Raw genomic sequence first — 24,642 nt, 5'->3', positions numbered from 1 at the left:
ACATCAGAAATGTCCAGCCTCCTCCGTTTCTATTCTTTACCCAGTCCTTAGTTTGCCGCCTGTACAGACCGTTTGGAGTAAACCTTCTGATCCTTGTAGGGATCGGGTCTGAATAACAGGAACAGAATGATTGCTGTGAATACAAATCCGAATACAGTGCCTACGCCGAAGCTGCCGCCGGTTACAAAGGAACCGATCTGGTAGATGCACAGGCAAACGATGTAAGCGAAGATGTTCTGGAACAGGATTGCAAACCAGAACCACTTTTTAGACTGCATCTGCTGTGCCATGGTTGCAATTGCAGCCAGACAAGGAGAATCCAGCAGGTTGAAGATCAGGAAGCTCAGTGCTGCCAGAGAAGTAGGGAACCATGTCTGTACAGCCTGTGCAACGGTTACTGCATCTTCTGTATCGCCAGTTACATTTGCAAGAACGCCCATGGTGGAAACGATCGCTTCCTTTGCGGTAAAGCCGGACAGAGAAGCTGCCACAGGCTGCCACTCGCCAAAGCCCAGAGGTGCAAACAGAGGTGCGATGAAACCACCGATTACAGCCAGTAAGCTGTTTCCGCTCTCTTCTACCAGACCGAAGCCGCCGTTTTCGAAACCAAATCCGCCAAGGAACCACATTACTACGCAGGCAAGGAACAGGATCGTACCAGCCTTGATGATGAAGCCTTTCAGTCTTTCCCATACATGAAGCAGTACGGTCTTAGCCTGAGGAACATGGTACTGAGGAAGCTCCATAACGAACGGAGCAGGCTTTCCGGAGAAAGGTTTGGTTTTCTTTAAGATAATGGCTGCCACAAGGACTGCTACAATGCCCATGAAGTACATTGCGGGAGCCATAAATCCGCCTGCTTCATAGCTGCCGGTTGCCCAGCTTGCCATTACGCCGCCCATCAGTGCGATAACAGGAAGCTTCGCGCCGCAGGGGATAAAGGTTGCTGTCATGATCGTCAGTCTTCTGTCGTTATCCTGCTCGATGGTCTTGGAAGCCATGATACCAGGGATACCGCAGCCAGAGGAGATCAGCAGCGGAATGAAGCTCTTACCGGACAGACCGAAATGACGGAACACCCGGTCCATGACAAAGGCAATACGAACCATGTAACCGCAGTCTTCCAGGATAGACAAAAACAGGAACAGGATTGCCATCTGAGGTACGAAACCAAGGACAGCGCCTACACCGCCGATTACACCATCCACAACAAGGCTTGTTACTACATCGTTGGTACCGATGCCTTCCAGGAATCCGCCTACGATTTCCTGAATGCCGCCAACGAAGGTATCATTTGTCCAGTCTGTTACAATCGTGCCGATCGTGGTAACAGAGATGTAATATACTACGAACATAACTGCGATAAAGATCGGGATACCGAGGATACGGTTTGTAACGATCTTATCGATTTTATCAGAAGTTGTCAACTTATCCTTGCCCTTTTTCACAGTCGTGCCGACAATCTTCTGAATGAATTTATAACGCTCATCGGTTACGATACTTTCCATATCGTCATCATGAGACTTTTCCAGACCAGCTCTTAACTCTTCGATCTTCTTTGCAGCGCTGTCTGTCAGCTTTACGCTTTCAGCAACCTTGGAGTCCTTCTCCAGGAATTTTACTGCATACCATCTCTTTTTGTTTGCATCGATGGAAGAAGGAAGAACTTCTGCTGCAGCGCTGACTGCATCTTCCAGATCCTTGTTAAAGATCTCTTTCGGAAGGTCTGCTTCTTTCTTCTTCGCGGTCTTGATCGCTTCGTCGATCAGCTTGTCAAGTCCTTCGCCCTTTAATGCAGAAGTCTCAACGATTGGACAGTCAAGGAGCATGGAAAGGCGGGCAACGTCGATCTTGATGCCTCTCTTTTCCAGCAAATCCGCCATGTTCAGCGCGATAACAACCGGAACACCGGTTTCAATCAGCTGAGTGGTCAGATATAAGTTTCTTTCAATATTGGTTGCATCCACCAGATCTACGATGACATCCGGATTCTCTTTTAACAGATAGTCACGGCTGACAACTTCTTCCAAGGTATACGGTGAAAGGGAATAAATACCAGGAAGGTCGGTTACGACTACCTCTTCCTTCACCTTTTTGCTTTTTAATTTACCTTCTTTTTTCTCTACGGTAACACCAGGCCAGTTACCTACATACTGATTGGCGCCGGTCAGCGCGTTGAACATGGTTGTTTTACCACAGTTCGGGTTACCGGCAAGCGCAATTCTAATTGCCATCTTCTCTTACCTCCTTAATCCCTCTGTAAAAATGCGGCTGTTTATTTTACCTGTACGCACTGTGCATCGTCTTTTCTGACGGTCAGCTCATAGCCTCTGACAGTGATCTCTACCGGATCTCCCAGCGGAGCAACTTTTCTGATGTAAAGTTCGCTTCCTTTGGTGATTCCCATATCCATAATCCGACGCTTATACGCACTGTCACCTTCAATCTTGGTTACAACAACCGTGCTTCCAACCTGTGCATCACGCAGTGTCATGGTCTTATCTCCTTTCCCTTAGCTCCTTTAATATATAGTATCGGCGATCATCAGATCACGATGTGCCGTGCCATATCTTCATTTACTGCAATTCTGGAATCCTTGACATTTACAATCAGGTTTCCTCCGATCGAAGATACAACCGTGATTTCCGTTCCCGCTACAAATCCGAGATTTTCCAGAAAACGTCTTGTCTCTTCGTTTCCGCCAACCTTCACGATCTTGTTGACTTCTCCCATCGTCGCCATTGTTAAAGGCATCTGCTCAACCTTCTTTCTTTTGCCATACTTCCGCTCATTTTTGCGCATGTCGCGTTTGTATCAAGTACACGCAGACGCAAATCTCACGATTGAAAAATTTACTTTTTCAATCTTTGTCTATCCTTCTTACTTCCAGACGCTAGTTAGTATATTCTAACGTTCGATAGATGTCAAGCACTTTTTTTATTTGTATCAAACTTATGATTCATATAGATAACTTATGTTATTTGATACTCTTTTTTGTTTTTCGATACCAACATTAGTCAGCGATGGAACGCAAAAAAAGAATGTGCCTTGGCACATTCTCGCGCCGAGGCGCGGTTGCTTTAGCAACCATCTACCCCTGCGCCGAGTGCGCATCCTCGCGGAGCATTTTGATCGTATAGAAGCGAAGTTTTCTATACGATCAAAAAGGGCTGTCGCACTAACGTGCGACAGCCCCATAGGATTCAGAAATGATATGAATTTAAAACAGTCATGGATGCTGCAGGGATTCACTGACCGAATTTCTTCATCAAAACCGGCATGAAGATACCGCCCTGTACGCTTCTCCCCATGAAGTGACAGTATTCGCCGGTTACGGTCTCGTACCAGTCAGAGAAAGGCACTCTGGTTGCGGTGGTTTCCAGATAGTGCGCAACCGGTGCGATCAGCGCCTGCGCCTCCTCGTCGGTCTTTGCCATCGATGCACACCATAATATCCAGTCGCTCTTGGTGTAATCCTTTCTGCTGTCCAGAGGCGTACCGTACTCGTTGGTCTTCTTGACATAGTATTTCAGCTCTTTCTCGTAAACTTCATCCGAGAACAGCTTGCTGCCAAAGAATTTATCCCATACAAGGTTGTATTTTAAGCTCCAGGTATCCGCATTACCGAAGGCCAGCACATAGTGGTCGTCTGCAATTGCGCGCTTCTCCCAGTCTTTTGCCATTTCAGCAGCCTTTGCATGATATTCTTCCGCTTCTTCTGTCCTGCCAAGCTGAGCTGCCAGACGCGCATAGGCCTCTATGCCCATGATCGCTTTTGCAGACAGATTTACATTGTGGGACAGATGTCCTGCAAAGTCGTCGGTGCACAACTGTTCGCCGGGGTCTGCACCGAATTTGACCAGATACTGTGTCCACTGCTTTAAAACAGCCATGTGAGGCTCTGCAAATAAAGCGTTTCCATCCAGCTTGCAGACAGCTGCCGTCATCAGCAGCATGTTACCACATTCCTCAACGGGCATCTGATATCTGAACTCGAAAATATCGGTTCCTGCAGGATACTGGTAGAACGGAGGGAAGATATCGTCGTTCCAGCCGGAGAACCACAGGTCACCCTTCTTGCCGTTTAAGCCGTAAACCTGTCCCCATGCGTAAGGGTAACGTCCAACGTCGTGCGGTGCGAAGTCAAATTCCCAGGAATCGCAGGCAGCAAATTGAAATACCGGACGCAGCATGCCTTTGACATATTCGGTGTTGAACAGTAAGAACAGGGGAACAGAAGGATAACTTACATCAACCGTACCGATACAGCCGTTGGAGTCGTTTTCCTTGGACAGGAAAATGATATTGCCGTCTTCGTCGGTGATCAGCTTGTGTGCTGCGATGGCATGACGGTAGCTCATGTTGCACAGGAATGCGTATTTCTCGCCGCCAGCCGCATAAGCTTCTTTTTCTACCTTTTCATCGACTGCTGCCGCATGCTTTAACGTCTCGTCGTGATCCGCAAACGCTGCGCCGATTGCATCCAGAATGGTTGCATAGGTGTTGGTCCAGTATGCCTTGCGCCACTGTCCGAAGTAGTTGATGGAAAGCAGATCATCATATGCCAAAATCATGCCGGCCTTGTCGTCATCCAGAGGCAGTCTGCAGATCAGCTTTTCATTTGCGGCATCGTAGGTGCATACTGCGCCTTTCTCTGCGGATGCCACATAAACATAACCCCAGTCGATCGTTACATGGTCGCCGCTGCCTCCCAGAGGCTTCTGTGCTGCTCTGCCCATCTGTGCGTAGTTATATGCGGGCGCGTCGTCTTTTTCCGGACGTCTTGCGTTGCAGCCGATCAGCTTCGCCTGCTTCTGGCTTACCAGATCAGAGGCTACGACAAAGTCCACCCTTACGTCGCAGTTTTCTTTCTTTTCTACTGCGTAGTCGATATAGGTACAGGGTCTGGAAACCAGCGTCAGGTCATCCAGAAGCAAAGGGGAAGTAAACTTCACATTCAGGATGATTTTTTCGTTTTCAAAGGTGTAGGTGGTGGAGGTCGCAGTTACGTCCACACCGGTCTGACCGATCGTCTCGTGGAACTCCTTGTCGCCAAGAAAGCTGTAAACGACGCCATCCACATTGACATAGCCTCTCAGCTGCTGGCGAATCTGGCTCCAGTGCACAGGATCCTTGTCATACAGATGATCCGCGCCGGACCAGATAGAAAAATAAGGGTCGTGTGTGACTAACGGAATGCTTGCTGCTCTTGTTACTTTCATATGAAACTCTCCTTTTGGTTTTTTGCTGTATTCCTATCGTACTGACCTTTATCTTACGCAAAATCGGGCAATCCCGCACTAAGTATTATCACAGCAGTTTTGATAGGAGGGTTTGATTTTGTGGATATCGTTGGGGTGAGCGTAAAAGAAAGCAGATTTTGCAATGAAGTCTCTGCGCCGAGTGCGCATCCTCGTAGCGCGTTTTATTTCATAGGACGCATTTTCCTATGAAATGAAAACGCGCCGCCCACAAGGGGCAGCGCCATGGTTATTTTATTTTTTCCCGCTCTTTTACAAGCTCCTGATACAGTTCCGAAAGCGTCCAGCCGACATTATAAGGCGTAACGATCGCCTTTAGACCTATCGAAATCCGGTTCTTTTTTAACAGCTCCAGCGCCGGGTCGATCATATCCGCCGTCGTCTGTGCGAACAAAAGCATATCCTCTCCAATTCGCGGCGGAAGGGCAAGAACGGGCAAAGGCGTTTCCCGATATCCGGAAACGCCCGCCAGATAACCGATCTTTTGTCCGGTCTGCATGGCGGCAACGGGCACGAAATCGTAGCCCGCTGACTTTGCCAGCTGTTCCAGTTCTTTTTTCTTCAGTAGATTGCCCGCATCAAAATAAATCAGTTTCATAGCTCACCCTTACAGATACTGTTGTAAAAAAGCAGCCGACTGCTCCATAAATGCCACCTGATCTGCGGCATTAAAATGCTCGATCGCAAGATAATCCTCATAACCGCTTTCTTTCAGGCGATCCAGAATTTCTTTCATCGGCAGATAGCCCGATCCGACCGCAGCCGCAAGAAGTCCCCGATTGTATCTGTGCTCCCCGGTCAATGCAGGATCAGCGTTTCGATCCTTGCAGTGCACATGGACAATATAATCCTTCAGCACTTCATACGCCTGCACGGCGTCCTCGTCGCTGTACGCGAAGTTGCCGGTATCCAGCGTAAATTTCAGCCCCGGAACATTCTCCATAAACCACAGCAGCTGATACATTCTTGCAAACGGCTGTACCGGACCGTCAAAATCCTCCAGCGTCACAAGGATGTTCTTTTCTTTTCCATAAGCAATCAGTTCTTTTAATGCCTGCACCATGTTCTGGATCGAAGCATTTTCAGACATGTAGGAATCCGTCTGCTCTTTCGACGCAGAAAGTGCGTTGAGTGCAGACGCCTCGTTTTCCGACAGCTCGCCCGGAATAATCAGTACCTTGGACACGCCGAACTCTTCTGCAAGGTCGATCTGCTTTTTTCCCTGCGCTGCATCCGGGTTGTGCCCAAAATCATAGAACGCATTGCTGCAGCTGACCTGCATATGGTTTTTCTCCAGCAGCTCTTTGATTTCTTCTTTGTTCTCGCGAAGCAGCGCATCTCCGATCTCAATCCCCCGAATGTTCCAGGATGCGCATTTCTCCATCAGTTCTGCCACACTTTTTCCAGACTGCTTTGCGCCCTCTAAAATGTGCTCATAAAATACAGCTGTTTTCATTTTTGTTACCCCCTGCTTTTATTCATGACAATAGAATGCTCGCAGAGCGTGCATTCTATTGTTTATAACAACAGAACGTTCGCAGCGTTCGCAGCGCATACATTCTGCTGTTATCTTTTCTCCCCTTTAAAGCCGCTTCCGGCTGCACGATAGCTTCCCTCTCCGGAAGTTCTTCTTCTGCCGCCGTTTTCTGCCTGCCGTCTGTCCGATCTGCGGCTGTCGTTGCCAAAGCGTCTCTGTCTGCCGTCGCGTTCCGAACGGTAGCTGCCGTTTTTCTCTCCGAAGCGTCCGCCATTTCTCTGGTCGCGGTCACTGAAACGTCCGCCTCTCTGATCACGGTCGCCGAAACGTCCACCGTTTCTGCTTCCAGATCCATCCCGGCGTCTATCCCCAAATCTCCGTTCTCCATCGCGTCTGACTACTTTAGGCTCTTCCACGATTTCTTCCGGCTCACCGCCAACCTGCTCATACAAAAATGCTGCTGCCAGCTCAATTGCGGAAATGCCGGTTTCTTTTTCAAAGCGCTCTACCGCACGATAGCAGTCCGCGGTATTTGCTTCCTCCATCACCTCGCGGATTTTCTGGAGTACAGATGCTTCCTTATGCTGACGCACTTCTTCTCCGGAGGGAAGCTGCTTTTCTTCCAGTTTTGTCTTGCAGACCCGCTCAATTTCACGGATTCTGAAGGACTCTCTACGGCTTGCCAGCGTAAAGCTCATGCCCTCTTTTCCTGCTCTGCCGGTACGGCCGATACGGTGCACATAATATTCGATATCCTGCGGAACGTCATAATTGATAACGCCATCCACATCGTTTACATCGATTCCTCTCGCCGCAACATCCGTTGCGATCAGCATCTGGAGATTACCGCTTCTGAAACGGTTCATGACCGTATCTCTCTGTGCCTGGCTCAAATCGCCATGCAGCCCTTCTGCCGCGATGCCTCTGTTTTTCAGATTCTCTGCCAGCTCGTCCACCATACTCTTGGTGTTGCAGAAAATCAGTCCTCTTTTCAGGTTATAATATTCAATCAGCCTTGCAGCTGCAGCTTCCTTATCCGATCTGCGGATATAATAAAGATACTGCCGGATTCTTTCTACCGTCAATTCCTTTTTGACAACCTTTACCATTTCCGCATCGGTCTGGAACTGATCGGTGATCTGTAAAATCGGCTCCGGCATCGTTGCGGAAAACAGCGCCGTCTGGTGCTCGCACGGAATCTGTCCCAGAATCGCCTCCATATCTTCCCGAAAGCCCATGTTCAGCATTTCATCTGCTTCATCCAGAACGACCATTTTCAGGTTGTCTAAGCGGATCGTGTGGCGTCTCATATGATCCATCACGCGTCCCGGTGTGCCGACAATGATCTGCACGCCGCCCTTTAACGCCTTGATCTGTCTATTGATATCCTGCCCTCCATATACGGCAAGCACGCGAATATTGTGCATATATTTTGCAAACTGTCTCAGCTGCTGAGCCGCCTGCATCGCAAGCTCTCTCGTCGGGCAAAGGATCATACCCTGCAGCGATCTGTCCTCTTCATCAATCTTCTGCAGCATCGGGATTCCAAACGCGGCGGTCTTACCGGTTCCTGTCTGCGCCTGTCCGATCACATCTCTTCCTTCCAGAAAAACCGGAATCGCCTTTTCCTGGATCGGCGTCATATGGACGAAGCCCATCTCCTCCACTGCGCGCAAAATCCGCTCGTCAATTCCTGATTCTTCGTAACGTACTAATAATTCTCCCATTTAATCTCCTTTAATCTCTATCACTACAAAACTCTTCTGAGTTTACGCGCCTTATAGCGGTTTTGTCAATGAAAGATTGAAAAATAAACAGGAAAAAAGGATTCATCCACAGCCTTTGAGAATGAATCCCCTGATCTTCTTTCTATCGAACTTCATCCGTTTCCCGGTACACCGGATACGGGTGTCCATCTGTCATTTCCATTCCGGGTACGCTGTCAAACGCCGCAGATTCCTTTAGCTCCCGGTCGTAACGCTGCATGCCGCCCTGCCGCGACATCTGCTGCCGGCAGTTGCAGTCCTGCTGTTCCGACACAGGTCCGGCAGTTTCGCCGCTTCGCCGCTGCATCCCTGCTGCGTTCTCCCGCTGGCAGTTGCAGCCTGACTGTCCAGTCCAGCCATCATTTTCGCAGCTGCAACCATACTGCACCCTGTCGCCGTTTCTGCAGCCACAGTCCGTATCCCGTATACGCATATCCTGCTGTCGGTTATCTCCTGCGTCTCTTCTTTCGTTCCAGTTTGCGCAGTCCGTCCGATTCTGACAGCTGCAGCACATCAGCAATACCAGCAAGCAAAAACCGTTCATCGTTTTCCCCTGTTTCAAACAGATCTGATATCACTGTATGCAAACCTTTCTGGCTCTGTGTCTGTCCGCCCGGCTGTACATCAGAAACTATGTCTGTCTGCCCGACGGCCTTTTTTCAAAATTCTGCGAACATAAGCGAACGTCTTTTCCTCGCCCTCTTCTGCCAGCATCGTCAGAAGGTGCTCCAGCTGCCGTCTCGTCTGTATGTGCATAAACGGCGGCTCTTTTGCATTTTTGTAATACGCGAGAGGATCGCTGTCTTTATAGGCGCTTCCCCGGTAGGTTTTGGACGCTGCAATCCGGTCCATCAGCATTTCTGCCACATATTTGCGAGGCATCGGCACCGGAGCCATTCCGCCCTCAATGCTCTGCGTGCTGTAATCCACCCAGTATTCGTAATGATGCCTGTTGCGTCCTTTATGATGCAGCCATGCAGAAGAATACCCTATATCCTCCCGCTCCGCGTTGTTCGGGCTTCGATTTCCCTGATAATATTTTGCTCCGACCCTAAATTCCGTCCAGGAATATTTGGAAAGGTCATGACAGATGCCCTGCCGGTACAAGCCGACCGCAAAGCATCCTTTCATCACCAGATACTTATGATAGGTAATCGTCTTAAAATGCTGTAACGCTTTCACTTTTCTTTTCTTTTCTTTCCTTTCCTGACCGGATTTCCTGTGCTTTCCAGAACCTGGATGCAACGTCCCGGAACGGTGATGGATTTTGTCAGCGGATCGGCCTGTGTTTCCACCACATCGCCCTGTGTATCCAACACCTTTTCCCAGCGCATGCCTGCCGGAAGATCAGGAAGCGCCAGCCGCTGGGGCTCCCAGTGCATGTTCATAGCGATATAGAAAAAGTCATCCTCCTGTGCACGGTCTTTTGGGGCATAACGACCGCAGTACATCAAACCTGCCTCCCGGTTTAACCGGTCGGCCATCAAGCGCCATGCATCCTTTCCATGATAAGATAAATCCGGATAGCCGCACGCCGCATAGTCCATCAGCGTCAGCTCTCTGCTCTGGTGGAGTACCGGATGCGCTTTCCTCAGCGCAATCAGTTCCTTTGTATAGTCCAGAAAATCCTTATTTTTCTCCGTAAGCTTCCAGTTCAGCCAGCTGATCTCGTTGTCCTGACAGTACGGATTGTTGTTGCCCTCCCGGCTCTGTCCAAACTCGTCCCCGGCTGTCAGCATCGGGGTCCCCTGCGAAAACAGCAAAAGCGCCAGTGCGTTTTTCATCTGCCTTTTGCGCAGCTGCAAAATTGTCCGCTTGCGGGTAGGTCCTTCCACGCCGCAGTTCCAGCTCGCGTTGTAGGGATTTCCGTCCTGATTGTCCTCCCCGTTTGCCTCGTTATGCTTGCGGTCGTAGGAAACCAGATCCGCCAGGGAAAAGCCTTCATAGCTGGTGATATAATTGATCACGCCGTTCTGCACCGGATTGCAGCGCATTCTCCGCAGCGCCTGATGCAGCGTATCCTCGTCTCCCTTTAAAAAGCGGCGCATGTCATACTGAAATTCATCCCGGCATTCCGCCAGATTGCGCACGTCCGGAACCTGCCCCACCGGATAAATCTCTTCATACGGAAATCCGTAATAAATCAGCTTCGTATCCGTAAGCATCGGGTCAGCTGCCAGAATTCCCACCGGAATCTGTTCTCCCATCAGATGCACGCCGTCGATATGGTACTCGTACACCCAATATCGGATCACTTCCAGGATCATCTCCCGATTGATTTCTTTCGGAAAATAGAACTGCAGAATTACCTCCATTCCCTCTGCGTGGAACGCACGCACCATTTCCTTGAATTCCAACACAGGATCCTTAACGCTGTATGACGCTTTCGGTGCGAAATAATAGCCTTTTTTAAAGCCCCAGTAATTGATCCGCGGCAGGGTTTCCTCCACAGGATTTCCTTCCTGATCTTTTGCCGGATAAGCATTCTGCCGCAGCGGCTTTACCGCTTCCAGTTCTGTGAATTCATACACCGGCATCAGCTCCACTGCCGTTACCTGCAGCGATTTTAAATAGGGAATCTTCTCTGCCAGACCAGCGAACGTCCCTTTCGCCGTCACGCCGGAAGACGTGTGCTTCGTGAACCCTCTGACATGCAGCTGATAAAAAATGCTGTTCTCATAAGGGATCTGCGGGCGTCTGTCATTCTTCCAGTCAAACGCATCCTCTGTGCTGTCGCTGCGAAGAGACGGGGAAATTTTTTTGCCCCATTTCTCATTGCCGCAGATTCTGCGCGCCTTCGGGTCTGTAATCACCTCTTCGCCACAGTAAAAATTATATTCATACTCCTGCGCATCCAGCCCGATCAGCTTCATGCAGCAGATTTTTCCGATTCGGTCTTCTTCCCGAAATGCCAGCCGTCTGGGCGCACCGCCTCTTCTGGGATACAGAAGGACCCCGCACTCTTTGCTGCGTTCCAGCACTGCTGCGAGATTGATGCTGCCATCCGCATTTTCCGTCCACCCCAGCGGATACGGTTTTCCTTTTTCCATTCTGATCTCTTTTGTTTCTTTCACGTTCCTGTTCCCGCCTTCTGACCTTTTTTCAATCCTGTTTCAGTATAGCACAAATAATTCTTGCATGCCACCGCAAGTTACGGTATGATAAGCGTGACAGGCATGTCTGATTATCGCGCGCTCTGACGCGCCTTTTAAGAAAGGATATCATCCATGGGTAAGGAACAGTTTGAAGAAATGGACGAAGAAATGACCGTAGAACTGGAGCTGGATGACGGCACGAATGTAACCTGTGCCATCATTACCATTCTCGAAGTAGAGGGCAAGGATTACATCGTTTTGATGCCGCTTGACGAAAACGGACAGAACGATGACGGAGAGGTTTGGTTCTATCGTTACTCCGAGAACCCCAATGACCCCAACGAAGAGCCTCAGCTGGACTACATCGATGACGATGCAGAGTATGAAAAGGTAGAAGAAGCGTTCGACGAATACCTTGACAGCTGTGAATTCGATGAGCTGGTTACTCTCGACGGAGAAGCAAACGAATAAAAACGAAACCAAAAGAACTGCCGTACCGGAGCTTTTCCATACAGGAAATGTTCCGGACGGCATTTTTTTCATTCCTGACATAGCAGTTCTCTGCGGTTTCGTTTCTACCGTTTCGGCTCCTTCCACCCACACTCAGCAAGAAACCGGGACGCAAACCCCTGCGTTTCCTTTGTTCCTTTCGTATACGACAGATACAGCTCTTTTTTCGCCCGTGTCATTCCAACGTAGAATATCCTGCGCTCTTCCTCCAGTGCCGCCTGATCCTTGCTCTTTTTGTGTGGGACGACGCCCTCCATACAGCACGGAAGAAAAACGGCGTCGTATTCCAGTCCCTTCGAACCGTGCATAGTGACAAGCTCGGCAATTGGGAGTGTTTTGAATGCTGCAGCCGTGTGCGCTGCCGTGTCTGCTGCGTCCGCCATGTTCTGATCCATCTGGTCTTCATATGCCGTCATTGCTTCCTCAAGCTCCGTCAGGCTTTGAAATTCCCGCGCCTGTTCCTGAAAAAAGTCGGCGGCTTCCAGATCCCGTTCCAGCTTTCCGGCTGCGTGTGCCCGGGCTCCTGCAGGTGCCCTCTCTTGTCCCTGCCGTGATTCTCCCGCCGACGGCGTCTGCCCGGCATTCTCTTTTAACCACGCATCGTATCCCATTCCGCGGCGGATATAATGAACTGCCGCATATAAATCCATTTTCGCCAGCCGTGAGATATCCGCTTCCAGACGGTGCAAAATCTCCTGCATATACGGCTTCTGTGCATACGCCCGGCGCAATGCTGAAAATGAAATTTCTGCATCCGGCAGCATCTGGCGAGACAGATAGCGGCATGGGCGGTTCATAATTCTCAGGAAATCCTTCCGTTTCCGCCCTTCCATCGCAAACTGCAAATAAGCGAGTAAGTCCTGACAGACCGGGGTTTCATACGGATTTTTCGGCTTTTCTTTCCAGAGATAGGGAATATTTCTGCACTTTAGCGCTGTTGCCAGCCACACTGCATCCGCATTCGTCCGAAAAATCGCCGCACAGCTTTTTCCCTGCCGCAACGTCTTCCCGATTTCATCTGCGACTGTCTCAGCCTCCTGCCTCCGATCTTGAAAACCGCAGACCAAGACGCTGCGATCCGTGCTTAAGGGCAACCAGCTCGTGCCGAAAGCAGCGGCGGAAATGCCTGATGCGGTGCCGGTTGGAATGGGTAAAGTGCTTTTTTCTCCCTGCATCCGGCGCGCCCCCTGCGTCGCTTCTGGCACAAAGCACACGTCCTGCCTCTCATCCGACGTGCTCTGTCCAGCCACGATCTGCTTCGGAAATCTCTCCCGGTTTTGCCCGATCAGCTTTCCTGCCGTCTCCACAATTCCGGCGCGGCTGCGATAATTGACCGACAGAAAAATCTGCTTTGCTTCCGGAAAATCCTTTAAAAACTGACGCATAATCGCCGGGTCAGAGCCCCGAAAGCCGTAGATCGCCTGATCATCATCTCCAACGACAAACAGATTTCTCTTTCCACCGCAAAGCAGCTTTACTGCTTCATACTGTGCTGCGTTGATATCCTGAAACTCATCCACCAGAAGATAGGAATATTCCCGCTGCCAGCGCGCAAGTTCTGCCGGATTTGTCCGGAATAAATGACAGACCGCCGCCGCAAAATCGTCCAGATCAAGCTTCTTTTCCTGTGCAAGCTGCTTTTGAAACGATACGAAAATCCGCATAAATTCCTGTCTGCTGACGTATTCACTTGTAAAATCAGCTGGAAGCTTCCCGATATTTTTGATAAATCCGATTTCTGAAAGAAGTCCCTGCTCCCATTCCTGGTCCATTTTCCCATCGTTTTGGGCATAAAATTTTTTCGGAAGCGTAAGCAGAGCCGCACGCAAATATTCTCTTTTCTCTTTTTCTTTCAAAATGCTCGACCCATTATAATGACAGGATGTTTTTAAAATGTGAAAAAAGACGGCATGAAATGTGCCGAAGGTGACCGGAAAGAACTGATTGTCCATCCGGGCAAAGAAACGGTCCCGCATCTGCCGGGCTGCCGCTTTTGTGAATGTAATGACTAAAATGTGGGACGGATCTGCATGATGGACTTCGATCAGATACCGTACCCGTTCGACCGTTGTAAAGGTCTTACCGGAACCCGGACCGGCAAGGATCAGTGCCGGTCCGGTATTGTGGGCAATCGCCCGTTGCTGCTGTTTGTTTGCCTGCAAAAAATACTCCTGTTTATGCCTGCTCCAAAAGTTCGATTCCCTTGCGGATTCTGGACAAAGATTCCTCTTTGCCAAGGATTTCCATGATTTCCGTTGCGCCTGCAGGAGTCATCTGCTTACCGGAAACCGCAGTACGAACCGGCCACAACACATAGCCGTTCTTGCAGCCCTTTTTCTCCACATAGGAAAGCAGAAGCGCATACAGTGCGTCGTTGGTATAGTCCTCCTGCTCTTCCAACAGCGGAAGCAGTTCTTTTAAAACCTCCAGAGCGCTTTCTTTGGTTGTCTTCATCTTCTTATGTACATACATGGCAGGATCATATTCCGGAAGGGTCTCGAAGAAATCTACCATCTCTTCGATTTCAGGAAATACCTCAATTCTTGTCTGAACCATGTCTGCGATCTTATCCAGATCCTGTCCCTTTGTCAGAGCCTTTTCCAGATAGGGCTTTGCATGCTCCATAAAGGTCTCATGATCCATCTTCTTGATATATTCGCCGTTCATCCATTTCAGCTTGGTATAATCAAATACTGCAGGGGATTTCGACATCCGGTGATAATCAAATTCCTTCACCAGCTCTTCCAGAGAAAAGATCTCATTCTCGCCCTCCGGGCTCCAGCCAAGCAGCGCCACAAAATTGACAACGGCCTCCGTCACAAAGCCCTGATCGATCAGATCCTCGTAGGAGGAATGACCGCAGCGTTTGGAAAGCTTGTGATGCTCCTCGTCTGTGATCAGCGGACAATGAATGTATACCGGCACCTTCCATCCAAAGGCATCATAAAGTCTGTTATACTTCGGAGAAGAGGAAAGGTATTCATTTCCGCGTACAACATGGGTAATGCCCATCAAATGGTCATCTACAACGTTTGCAAAGTTATAGGTCGGATAGCCGTCGGATTTGATCAGGATCATATCGTCCAGCTCGGAATTCTCTACCGTGATATCTCCGTAAATCTCATCATGGAAGGTTGTGGTTCCCTCCGTCGGATTGTTCTGACGGATTACATAAGGGACCCCTGCTGCCAGCTTTGCTTCTACCTCTTCTTTGGATAAATGCAGGCAATGCTTGTCGTATACATTGATTTCCTTGCCTGCGACAACCCGGTTTAAGGTTGCCAGACGCTCTTTATCACAGAAGCAGTAATAAGCTTCGCCTTTTGCGATCAGCTGCTTGGCATATTCCAGATAAATTCCGCTTGCCTGACGCTCGCTCTGAACGTAAGGGCCTACGCCACCGTCTTTATCCGGACCTTCATCATGCACCAGACCGGTCTTTTCCATCGTACGATAAATGATATCTACTGCGCCTTCTACATAACGCTCCTGATCGGTATCCTCAATTCTAAGGATAAAGTCTCCACCTTCGTGTTTTGCCACCAGGTATGCGTACAGTGCCGTACGCAGATTTCCTACATGCATCCGTCCGGTCGGGCTGGGTGCAAAACGGGTTCTGATCTTTGTCACTTTTTCATCCTCCATGAACGAAACCGTCTCTTTTCCCCGAGACGGTTTCTCTTTTTTTGTTTGTTGATCTATGGCTTTCGGAAAAGCTCTGCTGCCTCCGCAAAATTTACTTTGCCTCGTCCATCGCGTTCTGTGGCGGAAGCTTTCTTTCTGCCTCATTCTGGAAGCTGCTCAGTGCTTTTTGTGCCTGCAAAATTGCAACATTGGTACCAGCACCTGCAATACAGCCGCCGGGACACGCCATTCCTTCAATCAGGCAGCCGTTTTTCTTACCCAGCTTTGCAAGCATCAGGATCTTTTTACAGTCTGCGAGACTTTCGACATGCTCAATATGAACGGTTGTATCCGGATAATACTCCTGTACACACTTCTCGATAGCACTTGCCACACCACCTGACGCAGCATACCCACGACCTGCTGAGGTCGCATCCATAATCGGTGTTTCTTCCTCTACCTTTGTAATATCAATTCCCTTTGCTTCAAACATACCGGTAAGCTCTTCAAAGGTAATGACAAAATCCACATCGGAACGAACGGATCTTCTGGAAGCCTCCAGTTTTTTTGCTACGCAGGGACCGATAAACACAACAGATGCATCGGGATGCTCTTTTTTGATGACACGTGCAGTCGCTACCATAGGTGTCAGGGCGTTGGAGATTTTATCGATGGTCTCCGGGAAGAATTTCTTTGCCAGCATTGACCAGGAGGGACAGCAGGACGTCAGCAGAAACGGCAGTTCGCCGGTTGCCACTTCTTTCACATAATGCTCCGCTTCTATTGCCGCTCCGATATCGGCTCCGATGGCGGTTTCATAAACATCTGCAAAGCCAAGCTGCTTTAACGCGGTCTTGATCTTCCCAGGCGTCGCTGCAGGACCAAACTGACCGACAAACGCAGGCGCTACCTGTGCAATGATCTCTCTGCCGGACTCAAGGGCATGGATCAGCTGAAAAATCTGGGATTTATCTGCAATTGCGCCAAAGGGACAGCTTACCATACACTGGCCACAGGTGACACACTTCTCGCTGTCGATAACCGCCCTGCCGGCCCCATCGCTGCCGATCGCACCCACACCGCAGGCTGCGCTGCAGGGTCTCTGCTGATGGGAAACTGCATCGTAGGGACACACTGATTTACATTTACCGCAGCGAATACATTTGCTCTGATCAATGACCGACTTGCCATTTACGGTGCTGATCGCCCCTCTCGGGCATACAACCTGACACGGATGTGCTACACACCCCATACAACGGTCTGTTACACAATATTCATTTTCAGGGCAGGCATTACATGCCGAGGGAATCACCTGGATCATCGGAGGCTCGTAATATTTTTCGTCAATATTGCTCTCCTCCAGCCCCTGTGTCACATGCACCGGTGCGTCTTCCGGGCGAAGCGACAGCCCCATCGCAAGCCGGATCTGCTCTCTTACTATTTCACGCTCCCGGTAAATGCTTTCCCGATAAATCGGAGTTTCAGGATTCACAATTTTATAGGGTAACGCTTCTACATCATCATTCAGATTGTCAGAATGATATGCAAGCTGCGCGATCTCTTTAAAAATCTCTCTCCGCATTTTTCTGACAGGTGTATCAATTCCTCTCATGACTACCTCCATTGGCACCTTTCCTTTTTACCGTATTTTATTTTTGCACAAACCCTCGGTAAAATCAAGCCCCTTTCGCTTCCCGCACCGCTTCTGTTACCTCCAGCGTAATCTGATCTCCGCCCGCTTCCATCCATTCTTCCACAAATCTGTCAAATTCATCCAGCTCCTTCACTCCTGTGATGATTTCCAGATATAGCTTCTTTTCCATTTCCTGAAGCTTCGACCATTTCGTCTTCATGGTTTCCGTCTCCCCGGAAAAGACAGTACTGCACACCTCCAGATCCTTATTATCCAGCAGAGCACAGGCACGGATCCTGGATTCATAAGCCGCCCAGGTTTCCGCGTCTGCAGACTGGGAATTTTCCAGATAATCTTTGCATTTTTCATAATAGGCATATTCGAGAACCTGCAGCTCATCCGGATCCTTTTTCCCGGTCAGTGCACCGTTAATATCCTCATAGCAGCGATGCAGCGCATCGCTGTAATCAATATTGATGGAGATCGGCCGCGCCGTGGAATCCACATTGGTCTGAAAATAATAAGCAAGTTCTTCGTTGTATCGTCCTTCTGTACGCATTTTATCGAACATCACGCTTGCCATTTTAAATACGATCTCCGGATGCTCAAAGTCTTTTCGCACCACAACGTATTTGTAGCTCGGATTCTGATCATAATACTGCAGCTTTCCATCCTCTGTCGTCCGGATCAGATAGGGCTCCCATACCGCATCCGGGTTTTTCTCCATCGCTTCCATCAGCGGATTGTTCGGCGCCCACCAGGGACCGAAAAACGAACCGCACTTTCCGTCTACGATCAGTTCCGCAATATTTGCCATCGTACGGAGCATAAAGCTATCATCCAGCAGCTTCTCTTCATACAATTTTCTCACTTCGGCAAGTGCCTCTTTTACCTGCGGCTGCACCGAGCCGTAAACCACTGTGCCGTCCTCCTGCAAAATCCACTGCTTTGGAAATGCACTATAGGATGCAAAAAGTGTATTCAGCTGAAATTCATAACGATATCCTGTTTCTCCGGTCAGATCGGAATGGCACACCAGGCCAATGGTGTTGCCTTCTCCGTTATTTCCGGGATCCTGTTCCACAAATGCCCGTACGATCTCCACAGCCTCCTCCATCGTATCCGGTGCTTCAAGTCCCAGCTCGTCCATCCAGTCCCTGCGCAGCCACAGCAGATTCGGACCGTCTACAAAACTCGGCTCCGGAAGCGCCATCAGCCTTCCGTCGATCATCGCTGAATCCAGCGCAGACACCTCGTAGCTGTCATACATTGCCTTTATCCCGTCGCTGGCGCAGTTTTCCAATGCCTCGCTCAGATCAGCAATCATTCCCCCCTCGGCAAGCCGGATCAGAGTCTCCCGATCTTCTATGACCATGACATCCGGAAGCTCTCCCGATGCGATCGCCATATCAACGTTTACCGTATACTGATCCTCCATTGCCTCGAATACATCCTTGTTCTGGATATTTAAGCACTCCCGGAGATATCTCGTATAAACGTTATCTTCATAGGTGTCCCGTTCCGGCATATTGGAACGATTGCCGCCGGTCATCTTTCCGAGGGTATAGGTGATCAGCTCCGGATATTTTCCGTAAGGCGTGTTTTTTGCCTCCTCCCATGCCTGCAACTCTTTCTCCGAGGATTCTCCTGGCCGTGCCATCTCAGTGCCTACGATCTGTCTGCTGCCGCATCCAAAAAGTGCTGTACAGGCTGTCCCTGCCGCCAAAATAGCAGCCAGCCAGCGTTTTCGTCTCATTCTTTAATCCACCCCGCTTTGTTTCAGGATCACAATTCCATAGGCGGGCAATTCCAGCTTGTTATTCTCCAGCTTTTCCTGCTGGTCTCCAACGTTTAAACTGCCCTTTAGAGTATAATTATAACCTTCCGGAAGGGCTTGCTGCAAGTCTATTTCCACAGATTCCGTTGCATTATTACATAAAATTACACTTACCTTTCCTTCCCATTCTGTCAAAAGCACACCGATATCTTCCGGAAGCTCTCCGTCCGGAACACTTATACTTCCCCTCGCGATTTCCGGATTGCTTCTGCGCAACTCGATGGCGTTCTTATAATACTGTAAAATGGACCCCGAATCCTTTTCCTGCTCCTCCGCAGACGGAAACTTCTGCTCCACTGCATCTGCTGTCTGAGGCGCATCCGGTGTCTTAGACAAATCCTGTGCAGACCAGTACATTGGAAGGCGCTTGTTTTCATCCTTTGTTCCGGAGCTCTTCATCCCCAGCTCTTCTCCGTAATAAACAAAGGGACTGCCCGGCATCATCATCATCAACCCTGCAGCAAATTTCATCTGCTCTTCGTTGTTGACGCACTGGGCGCTGATCCTGGTGGTATCGTGATTGCTGATAAACGGTGCATCAATATAATCCGGATTTGCCAGTCTGTCTGCAGTCTGCTGCTTTACCATCCAGGAGAAAAACTGCTGGGGCGTCACTCTTGCCTTGGCAGTCTTTATGATCGCGCCATCCTGCTGTGACGCCGGGAAATTAAATAAGCTGTCGATCCCGCTTTTGTAATATTCCTGCAGCACTCCCTGTCCTTCCCAGACCTCGGCTACCAGATATGCCTCCGGCTTTACACTTTTCACGTAGGTTTCAAACCAGTTTAAAACCTCTATATTCTTTTCTGCGTATCCTGTAAAATATTCCTTCGCCGCATCCAGTCTGAAGCCGTCTGCACCCTTCTCCAGCCAGAAGGAGGCAACCTGCTCCAGCTCTTCTCTGACCGCTTCACTATTCAGATTCAGATCCGGCATACCATCCCAGAAAACCCCCTCATAGTACCAGTCCGATCTGCCTATCTGATACCAGTTTGGAGTTTGTGCCTGATCCTTTGCAAAATTATAATAGTTCACATACTTGCACTCGTTTTCGTCCGGTTCCTTTTCTCCAAGCTGCTCCAAATAATCACAGGCCTCCAAAAACCACGGATGGCTGCTGGAGGTATGATTGAACACCAGATCCATAATCAACCGGATATTGCGTTTGTGACATTCCTTAAGCAGTGTCTCAAAATCCTCCATCGTTCCAAAGGACGGATCGATCCCGTAATAATCTGTGGCATCATATTTGTGATAGGTCGGTGACGGCATGATCGGTGTAAGCCAGATCCCGGTAAAACCCATATCTTCGATGTAATCCAGCTTTTCTGTGATTCCGCTTAGATCGCCGCATTTGTCTCCGTCACTGTCGCAAAACGAACCGACAAAAATTTCATAATAGCAGCGGTATGCATCGTCCGGCTCCCTGACAGTCTCCGTCGTTTTCCCGCATCCTGAGAGCAGCTGACAAAGAAGCACTACGCATAGTATTAAACTCAGTCTCTTTTTCATCCCTATATCCGCCTTTCTGCAGATCTTTGTTTTCAGTAGCAAAACAGGCGAAAACGATATTCGTTTTCGCCTGCTGTAAAACTATTTTCGGCTGTCTGCTGTCAGTCCTTACAAACTGCCATCAGCCCTTAACTGCTCCGGACATACCTTCTGCATAGTATTTCTGCAAATTCAGGAACAGAATAGCGATCGGAATGGAAACGCAAACTGCGCCAGCTGCGAAGCAGGCATACCAATTTACGATATTTTCCTTGGTCAGCATCGTGTACAGACCGATCGCAACCGTATAATATCTCGGATCCGCACCTGCAATTACCTTTGCGAAGATGAAATCCAGCCAGGGAGCCATGAAGGAAGTCATGATCGTGCTTACAATGATCGGTTTCGACAACGGCATAATGATCTTGGAAAAGACATCCCATTTCGTTGCGCCGTCCACGATTGCAGCTTCATCCAGTGCCTTCGGAATCGTATCAAAGAAGCCCTTGGATACGTAAAAGCCCAACCCCGCACCGCCGGAATATACCATAATCAACGCCAGGAAGATCATGGGACCCTTGGTCAGTCCAAAGCCCTTTAAGATATAATAAACGGCGATCATGGACATAAAGCCGGGGAACATACCAAGAATCATGGCAACATTCATATAAGGCTTACGGATCTTAAACCGGAGTCTGGACAGACAATAGGAAATCGCCAAAACAAAGAATGTTGTCAGGATACAGGAACAAATTGCTACAAACAGCGTATTCAAAAACCACTTCGGGAAATTGAACAGTGCAGTATCTGTAAACAGCTTCACATAGTTTGCCATCGTAAACTTTTTAGGCCAGAACGATGTGATATACTGTCCTTTCTGTTCTCTGAAGGATAACAGGACTACCCAGAAAATCGGGAATACCCAGATCACGGAAAGGATCGTCAGAAACAAATGCACAAGCACATTGGTGACTTTCTTTTTAATGCTTGCTGAATTCTGTCTGGTGTTTTTCATGAGAATCCCTCCTCGTTTTTATAGGATCCGGTCCGTCTGTACGTTATCAGAGACAACGTCGCCATCAGGACAAAGGTCAGGATACCGATTACGGCACCCAGGTTATAGTCCTTATTATCAATTGTCAGCTTGTACAGCCAGGTAACGAGCAGATCCGTCTTACCCGCAGTACCGCGGTAATAGGTATCGCAGGCCGGCGCGCCGTTTGTCAACAGGTAAATAACGTTGAAGTTATTGATATTCCCTGTAAAGGTTGTAATCAGATTCGGCGTCATGACAAACATCATGTACGGCATGGTGATCTTAAAGAAGGTAACAAACGCATTTGCGCCGTCCACCCTTGCCGCTTCGTACAGCTCTGCAGGAATATTCTTCAAAATACCGGTTACTGCAAGCAGCGTATAAGGAATGCCGACCCAGAGGTTGATGACAATAACTGTCACTCTCGCCCAGGTCACATTGGTCAAGAACGGCAGCGGTCCTACACCGAACAGTTCCTTTAACAGCAGATTGATTACACCGTGCTCCTGGATCATGGTATTGACTACCAGCAGGGATACAAACTGAGGCACAGCGATGGTCAGTACGAAGATAAAACGCCAGAAGGCTTTGAACTTCGTCCCATCCCGGTTGATGATGATCGCCAGGATAATACCAAAGATATAGTTTAAGAAGGTTGCAAAAATAGCCCAGATGATCGTCCAGCCAAGCACCCTCCAGAAGGTCTCTCCAAGTGCTCCGCCTGCATTTAATACTCTGGCAAAGTTCTGGAAGCCTACCCAGTCAAACAACTTACCTGGCGGCAAATGATCACGGTCATAATTGGTAAATGCCATCAGGATCATGAATACCAGAGGCATTACCGTAAACAATATAATTCCCAGGAACGGGAAAAGCAGGAAGAGCTGATACATCCTGTTATCTTTCAAGTCTTTTAAAATCTGGCCGAAGGTAATCGGCTTCTTTCCTGCTTCCTGTGCTTTCTGCGCAATATAGGAGGAGCGAATTGCAGCTCGCCACAGCAGGATAAATCCAATTGTCACAAAGAACGTAACAACACCATAGAGCAGGCAGAGCTGGGAGTTATCTCCTGTCGCATACTCATAAACCTGTGTCGCTTCATTGAAAACCTTTTTCTGCGTTTCGGTACCCAGCGTAACGAAATTCTGCAGAGCCTTTGCCCCGTAGAAAACCATATAGAAAATATATGCAAGTTCTCCTGCCAGGAACAAAAGTCCCTGTATGATCTGTTTTCTCGCAAGATTGCCCGCGCCCATGATCAGACAGGTCAGTTTTGTAAAAATATCACCTTTTCGAATCGCTTCGGATACCGGTATCACATCCGGAAATTCAGAAGCTTTTTTCTTTTTTCCAAAAGCTGCCATCGTATTCTTCCTTTCCCTCATACAGTTTCAGGCAGACACTGTGTCATCCCCAAATGTCCGTTTCTGAAAGAAAGGCTTCACCGGAAGATCGGGTGAAGCCTTAAAATCAAGCCGGAATCTTACTCCAGAGAGCCGCCTGCATTTACGTTTGCAATGAAGTTGGTCAGCTTATCCTGTGCATTGTCGTGGTTAACCTCACCAGCTACGATTGCTTTGCCGAATGCTTCTGCGTTGCTCCACCAGCCGTTCATCTCAGAAACCAGAGGCTGAGCAACAGAAGTGTTGTTTACAGTGTCGGTAATAGCGTTTAACATTACATCGTCGATACCGGTGGAATCCAGCGGAACTACACCACGAACTTCATAACGGATCTTCTGGCAGTCAGCGTTGCCAAGATATACAGCCAGTGCAACTGCAACGTCCATGTTCTCGCAGGTAGGATTTACACCAATTGCCTTGGAACCTGCATAGGACTTCATTGTGCCTTCATAATCGCCAGCCTTGAAGGAAGGAAGCTGTGCACATGCGAAGTTGTCGCCCAGAGCAGTTTCAATTGCTTCACGATCCCAGGAGCCGCTAAAGAATGCACCCAGCTTACCTTCGGTGAACAGGTTGATTGCCTTACCTGCTTCTTCGTTTGCCTGGTTTGTGAATTTCGGATTTGCAGCAAGGTCAATGAGGTAATTGGTTACTGCAAGACCCTTTTCATCATCGAAATCACAGGGAACAGAGCCGTCTGTACCGTCAGGACCAAACATTGTGCCGCCAACGCCATAGAAGAAGGAAGGAATATACCAAGAGTTGCTCAGCTGGAAGCATACATTGGTCACATCATCTCCCAGATCCTTTGCCAACATAACATCCAGATCCTTAACTTCGTCTTCTGTAAATTTGCTGCTGTCATAGTACATGAACCAGCCGTTGTATGCATAAGGAACACCGTATACACCGCCCTCATAAGTAACAGTGTTTATCATAGATTCGGAGTTGGTCGCCTTAACCTCTTCCAGGTTTTTGCCGCCCAGCTCTGCGATGGCACCAGCCTCTACCAGAATCGGCAGCTGGTCGTTTGCAAACATGTAAACATCTGCTGCTGCATCAACGTCCTTGGTTACTTCGTCTTTTGCAACGTCTTCACCGCATACGCCATATTCATATGTAATGTTCCATTCCGGATGTGCTTCATTAAAAGCATCACACATTGCAGCCAGCATACCCTTGTCATAAGTATCTGTCGGGTTCTGGTCTTCCTGAGGTGCCCAAACCTTCAGGGTAACATCCTTTGTTTCAACAGGAGCTTCTGCTGCATCATCTGCAGTATCTGCTGCTGCACTCTCTGCGGGAGCTGCTGTCTGGCTGTCTGTTGTAGCTGCTTTGGATCCGCAGCCTGCAAGAGCTGTTGCAGACATTGCTACGCAAAGCGCCAGTGCTGTCACTTTTTTGAATTTCATAGCTTTTTCCTCCTATACACCACACCTTTTCGGTGTTTCGTGTTTGCTTGATGGTATTATTGTAAACTATAAAAAAGCAGCCGTACATATCAATGTT

Annotated in this window: 19 protein-coding genes; 1 reads left to right on the top strand and 18 read right to left on the bottom strand. The window is 48.9% G+C overall.

The window, feature by feature from the left end:
• Positions 1-47: 47 nt before the first annotated feature.
• The 10 genes from feoB to ACLTOQ_RS09390 form a co-directional block, all read right to left on the bottom strand.
• Positions 48-2,234, bottom strand: a complete 2,187-nt coding sequence (gene feoB / locus ACLTOQ_RS09435; protein WP_262585635.1) for a ferrous iron transport protein B — start codon at positions 2,232-2,234, stop codon at positions 48-50.
• Positions 2,235-2,275: 41 nt separating this feature from the next.
• The gene (locus ACLTOQ_RS09430) at positions 2,276-2,494 is read right to left on the bottom strand and encodes a FeoA family protein (RefSeq protein WP_021916079.1); all 219 of its coding nucleotides are present in this window, start codon (positions 2,492-2,494) and stop codon (positions 2,276-2,278) included.
• Between the two features lie 50 nt (positions 2,495-2,544).
• A complete protein-coding gene (locus ACLTOQ_RS09425) occupies positions 2,545-2,754 on the bottom strand; it encodes a FeoA family protein (protein ID WP_021916080.1) in 210 nt (69 codons plus the stop codon).
• Positions 2,755-3,248: 494 nt separating this feature from the next.
• Entirely contained in the window at positions 3,249-5,222 is a 1,974-nt protein-coding gene (locus tag ACLTOQ_RS09420) for a glutaminase domain-containing protein (RefSeq protein ID WP_262585636.1), read from the bottom strand.
• Positions 5,223-5,490: 268 nt separating this feature from the next.
• A complete protein-coding gene (locus ACLTOQ_RS09415; protein WP_412319318.1) occupies positions 5,491-5,859 on the bottom strand; it encodes a DUF3783 domain-containing protein in 369 nt (122 codons plus the stop codon).
• A 9-nt stretch (positions 5,860-5,868) separates the two neighbouring features.
• Positions 5,869-6,717 (bottom strand): sugar phosphate isomerase/epimerase family protein, encoded by an 849-nt coding sequence (locus ACLTOQ_RS09410; protein ID WP_412272095.1) that lies wholly within the window; start codon positions 6,715-6,717, stop codon positions 5,869-5,871.
• Positions 6,718-6,827: 110 nt separating this feature from the next.
• Positions 6,828-8,465 (bottom strand): DEAD/DEAH box helicase, encoded by a 1,638-nt coding sequence (locus tag ACLTOQ_RS09405; protein ID WP_337622646.1) that lies wholly within the window; start codon positions 8,463-8,465, stop codon positions 6,828-6,830.
• Between the two features lie 142 nt (positions 8,466-8,607).
• Positions 8,608-9,048: a hypothetical protein gene (locus ACLTOQ_RS09400; RefSeq protein ID WP_337673073.1), complete on the bottom strand. Its 441-nt coding sequence runs from the start codon at positions 9,046-9,048 to the stop codon at positions 8,608-8,610.
• Positions 9,049-9,128: 80 nt separating this feature from the next.
• Positions 9,129-9,686, bottom strand: coding sequence for a DUF5662 family protein (locus ACLTOQ_RS09395; RefSeq protein ID WP_337561299.1), 558 nt, complete (start codon positions 9,684-9,686; stop codon positions 9,129-9,131).
• Positions 9,683-11,578, bottom strand: a complete 1,896-nt coding sequence (locus ACLTOQ_RS09390) for a hypothetical protein (protein WP_412319317.1) — start codon at positions 11,576-11,578, stop codon at positions 9,683-9,685. The genes ACLTOQ_RS09395 and ACLTOQ_RS09390 overlap by 4 nt, the downstream gene beginning before the upstream one ends.
• A 153-nt stretch (positions 11,579-11,731) precedes the next feature.
• Between ACLTOQ_RS09390 and ACLTOQ_RS09385 the strand changes: the two genes are divergently transcribed.
• Entirely contained in the window at positions 11,732-12,070 is a 339-nt protein-coding gene (locus tag ACLTOQ_RS09385; RefSeq protein WP_262585642.1) for a DUF1292 domain-containing protein, read from the top strand.
• Between the two features lie 104 nt (positions 12,071-12,174).
• Here the strand turns inward: ACLTOQ_RS09385 and ACLTOQ_RS09380 are convergent, their stop codons facing one another.
• The 8 genes from ACLTOQ_RS09380 to ACLTOQ_RS09345 form a co-directional block, all read right to left on the bottom strand.
• The gene (locus ACLTOQ_RS09380) at positions 12,175-14,271 is read right to left on the bottom strand and encodes an ATP-dependent helicase (protein ID WP_337597586.1); all 2,097 of its coding nucleotides are present in this window, start codon (positions 14,269-14,271) and stop codon (positions 12,175-12,177) included.
• 13 nt (positions 14,272-14,284) lie between these two features.
• Positions 14,285-15,739, bottom strand: coding sequence for a glutamate--tRNA ligase (gltX, locus tag ACLTOQ_RS09375; protein WP_021916090.1), 1,455 nt, complete (start codon positions 15,737-15,739; stop codon positions 14,285-14,287).
• Positions 15,740-15,845: 106 nt separating this feature from the next.
• Positions 15,846-17,345: a 4Fe-4S dicluster domain-containing protein gene (locus tag ACLTOQ_RS09370; protein ID WP_021916091.1), complete on the bottom strand. Its 1,500-nt coding sequence runs from the start codon at positions 17,343-17,345 to the stop codon at positions 15,846-15,848.
• A gap of 64 nt (positions 17,346-17,409) precedes the next feature.
• Complete coding sequence (locus ACLTOQ_RS09365; protein WP_021916092.1) at positions 17,410-19,122, bottom strand: extracellular solute-binding protein; 1,713 nt, start codon at positions 19,120-19,122, stop codon at positions 17,410-17,412.
• A 3-nt stretch (positions 19,123-19,125) separates the two neighbouring features.
• Positions 19,126-20,715: an alpha-amylase family glycosyl hydrolase gene (locus tag ACLTOQ_RS09360; protein ID WP_412319316.1), complete on the bottom strand. Its 1,590-nt coding sequence runs from the start codon at positions 20,713-20,715 to the stop codon at positions 19,126-19,128.
• Positions 20,716-20,836: 121 nt separating this feature from the next.
• Entirely contained in the window at positions 20,837-21,709 is an 873-nt protein-coding gene (locus ACLTOQ_RS09355; protein ID WP_412279545.1) for a sugar ABC transporter permease, read from the bottom strand.
• The gene (locus ACLTOQ_RS09350) at positions 21,706-23,094 is read right to left on the bottom strand and encodes a carbohydrate ABC transporter permease (RefSeq protein WP_337597584.1); all 1,389 of its coding nucleotides are present in this window, start codon (positions 23,092-23,094) and stop codon (positions 21,706-21,708) included. The genes ACLTOQ_RS09355 and ACLTOQ_RS09350 overlap by 4 nt, the downstream gene beginning before the upstream one ends.
• A 119-nt stretch (positions 23,095-23,213) precedes the next feature.
• A complete protein-coding gene (locus tag ACLTOQ_RS09345; RefSeq protein ID WP_412319315.1) occupies positions 23,214-24,545 on the bottom strand; it encodes an extracellular solute-binding protein in 1,332 nt (443 codons plus the stop codon).
• Between the last annotated feature and the right edge of the window lie 97 nt (positions 24,546-24,642).

This window comes from Gallintestinimicrobium sp. (genome assembly GCF_046968865.1).
Lineage (GTDB): Bacteria > Bacillota > Clostridia > Lachnospirales > Lachnospiraceae > Gallintestinimicrobium > Gallintestinimicrobium propionicum.
This window is presented reverse-complemented; position numbering and strand designations above follow the sequence as displayed.